Below are 2,212 nucleotides of genomic sequence, written 5' to 3'. Positions count from 1 at the left end.
ACGTCTGGAATAATTGGTTTATCTGGTTGTGGTAATGGTTTAGACGGCACAATGTCAACTATATCTACATTAGGTTTATCTGGGTCTATTATTGCGACAACGTCATCTAAATTTGTGTTAGGAGCAATTGGTTTATCTACAATCGCTACTACATCATCTAAAGCATGATTAGGTACAGTAGGTTTTTCCGCAATTGCAACAACATCATTTAATGTATCAGTAGGTTTTGTTGGTGTTTCTGCAAGTGCTACTACATCATCTAAAGTAGTAATTGCTGAATAATTAGAATTCATATTTCCTTCTACCCATGTTGCTTGATTATGCGGTTTTTTTGATGATTGTTTTTCTTCTTTCTTTTCCTGTGTTTCAATAACATTATCTGTCTTTTTGCTAGGTGTCTTTGATTCTTGTTCTTGTTTTTCTGATACCGTACTTTGTACGATAGTTGTATTATTATCTGTTTCTGCATGTTTGCTACTTAATATAGCTACAGAACCTAATAATACACAACAACCTAATCCGACAAAAATTTTTTTATTATTTGCCATTTCTTTTTCCTCCTTTATAACCTTTCGCCAAATTGGCGAAAGGTTACTCTATGATTGTTTTGTATAATCATCAATTTGTTTTTGATTATCTGCTAATTTTTGTTCTAAACTCTTCTTCTCATCTTCTTTTAAATCTGTTTTCTTTAATTGTTCTTCTATTTCACTATTTTCTTTAGTAAGTGATTCTAATAAATTAATATCATACGCTAATGTTTCTAACTGAATAATCTGATTAATTCGTTTAGCTTCATCAAAATTTAATTGTTTTAATTGAGTAAACCCTTGTTCCATATATTTATCTTTTATCAATTTTTCTAATGCCTTAGATTGTAATTGTTGGTTTAATGCGTATGCTTCATCTGGATTGCCAGTTTTTACATAAGCTACAGCCAATTCTGTTTTTTTAATGTCATTGGTTGCTAAATCCTTTAACTCAATTATTTTCTCATAATCTTGTTTTAGATATGATAAATCAAACAATGCTGATTGTGATTGTGTATGTTCAAAATATGCTTCATATTCTTCGATACCATCAAATTTCAATTCAAACAATTTATTTTCAATATCCTTTTTTTTATCTGGATACATATCTATTGCTTTTATATATTTTCCATTTTCAATCAATTGTTCATACGGTGGTGTTAGAGTATTGATAAACATAAAACCTATTCCAATTAGAATTGGGATGATTACTAAACTAGATATTAGCCCAAGAACCATTTTTTTATGTTTCTTAAAAAACGGTTCTTTTTTAGGCTTTGGTTTAAAAGATTTTTTAGTTTTTTTTGTAATTGGTTCTTCCGTTGAAGTAACTAATTCTGCAATAAATTCTTCTACACCATCAAATTCTTCTGGATATAATTTTTTTAGTTCATTTTCAATTACTTCAAACGGTTTATCACCATTACCATTACCGATTACAAAATCAGCATTACTATACTCAGGTTTTTTTTCATTAGCTTTATAAAATTCAATCACGACTTTAATGGTTTGATCTTCATCAAGACTATGTTCTAGTTCTTTTAATTTCTGTAAAAAAGTAGGTATTGAAACTTTTTTTAAATTAAAATCTTTATATTTTTTATGCTTGACTTTTAAATTAGCTAACATTTATATCACACCTTTTTAATGGAATGCGTCCACACGTGAACGTAAAGCGGTAACAATTGTAGCTGCTAAAACGGCAATTACTAAACCAATTAAAGCATATTTAATACCTTTTTTACCTTCGGTTGCTCCTTCACGTCCACTCATAATTTTAATACCGTTATATGCTAGATAAAATGTTGCAACACCCCCAGCAATACCAGCAATAATTAATACTAAATCGCCTGTAATACCGTCAATAATTTTAATAACTTTTTCTACGAAAGCTCCATCAGTTGCATCTGTTACTAACCCAAATGTTTTTGTTGTCATCATCATTTTTAATAATAAGTTTTTCATTTTTATTTCCTCCTAATTAAGTTTTCGCCAAATTGGCGAAAGGTTGGTTTATTGTTTTATTAAATTTATTGAATTTGTTGTGATTTATTAGTTAATTTTTTTGTTTTTACTAAATTAGTTGTTCCTTGCATAACAACTTCTAATTGTTGTTTATACCAATAAGTATCTGGATCAATTCCTTGTAATTCTAATACTGCATTAGCACGTTCAGACATTTC

At 28.8% G+C, this 2,212-nt stretch carries 3 protein-coding genes; all 3 read right to left on the bottom strand.

Annotated elements, in window-relative coordinates; genetic code table 11:
- Positions 1 to 548 (bottom strand): hypothetical protein (locus BMX09_RS10005; protein ID WP_177159485.1); only part of this gene is annotated, 548 nt, incomplete at its 3' end.
- 48 nt (positions 549 to 596) lie between these two features.
- Positions 597 to 1,658 carry a coiled-coil domain-containing protein gene (locus BMX09_RS01455; RefSeq protein WP_089745924.1) on the bottom strand — a complete coding sequence of 354 codons (1,062 nt, stop codon included), beginning with the start codon at positions 1,656 to 1,658 and terminating at the stop codon, positions 597 to 599.
- Positions 1,659 to 1,673: 15 nt separating this feature from the next.
- Positions 1,674 to 1,994: a pilin gene (locus tag BMX09_RS01450; RefSeq protein ID WP_089745922.1), complete on the bottom strand. Its 321-nt coding sequence runs from the start codon at positions 1,992 to 1,994 to the stop codon at positions 1,674 to 1,676.
- Positions 1,995 to 2,212 lie beyond the last annotated feature (218 nt).

This window comes from Granulicatella balaenopterae (assembly GCF_900111135.1).
In the GTDB taxonomy this organism is placed as follows: Bacteria; Bacillota; Bacilli; order Lactobacillales; family Aerococcaceae; genus Granulicatella; species Granulicatella balaenopterae.
Note: the sequence above shows the minus strand (reverse complement) of the source record. Positions and strands in the feature narration are given on the sequence as shown.

Excerpts from the sequence above, each read along its gene's own strand:
- BMX09_RS01455 (WP_089745924.1), bottom strand. The coding sequence starts at position 1,658 with ATGTTAGCTAATTTAAAAGTCAAGCATAAAAAATATAAAGATTTTAAT.
- BMX09_RS01450 (WP_089745922.1), bottom strand. The coding sequence starts at position 1,994 with ATGAAAAACTTATTATTAAAAATGATGATGACAACAAAAACATTTGGG.